This window comes from Thalassolituus marinus (assembly GCF_020320395.1).
Taxonomy (GTDB): Bacteria; Pseudomonadota; Gammaproteobacteria; order Pseudomonadales; family Oceanobacteraceae; genus Venatoribacter; species Venatoribacter marinus.
In genome coordinates this window covers 1-661 of the sequence record NZ_JAEDAH010000086.1, presented here as the reverse complement: position 1 = coordinate 661, position 661 = coordinate 1, and the positions used below count along the sequence as shown (strand labels likewise).

Genomic DNA, 661 nt, shown 5'->3' with positions numbered 1-661 from the left:
AACGATACTTCCCTTAGGAAAATCAAATTTTCGTCCTTCTATCATGTCGTTTTCATTGCCATCACTAAGCGCCACGAACTCTGGAATCAGAGTGCCATGATTGAGGCCGACACTAAGTTTCACGTTCGCGGTGTCATCCCGATGTGCCGCCCATGGAAACAGGTTCAGGGCCAGATCAATGGCGCTGGCATCCAGCGAATAGAGAGGATTTTTGAACCGGAACTTGTGTTTTCCCGGCGTATTTTTACAGCGGGCAAGCAACTTTCCGAACAGCCCCTGATAAAGCTCTGCAGGCTGCTTTTCATTCAGCCGGGCGAGTGTAGAGCGAGCAATGGGCTTAGCTCCAAGGTGGTAAAGCTTGTGGCGTTGAGCTTCCAGATTGGAGTGTATGTCCCTCAAGCTCTGCCGATCAGAAACCTGAGATATGAACATGCCAATGAACTGATCCCATCGCGTAGCAGAGCGCAGTTTCTGGCCGGAGTGATGGATTTTTGCGAGGGACTCAAATTCATGTCTCGAAACGGGTTTGAGCAACTGATGAAAAGCGGTGTTATGATGTGACAAAGCCTGGTTCCTTGTTTTTTCTATTGTGTGGTAACAACAGAATAACACTTGGAATCAGGCTTTTTCATTTGCTGCCCCAAACTGTGGGACAGCAGTG

At 48.6% G+C, this 661-nt stretch carries 1 protein-coding gene; it reads right to left on the bottom strand.

Annotated features, from left to right (window positions below; all coding sequences use genetic code 11):
- Positions 1–564, bottom strand: a 564-nt coding sequence (locus tag I9W95_RS13020) for a DUF4372 domain-containing protein (RefSeq protein ID WP_225675575.1), incomplete at its 3' end; no start/stop codon positions are given.
- Positions 565–661: the final 97 nt, after the last annotated feature.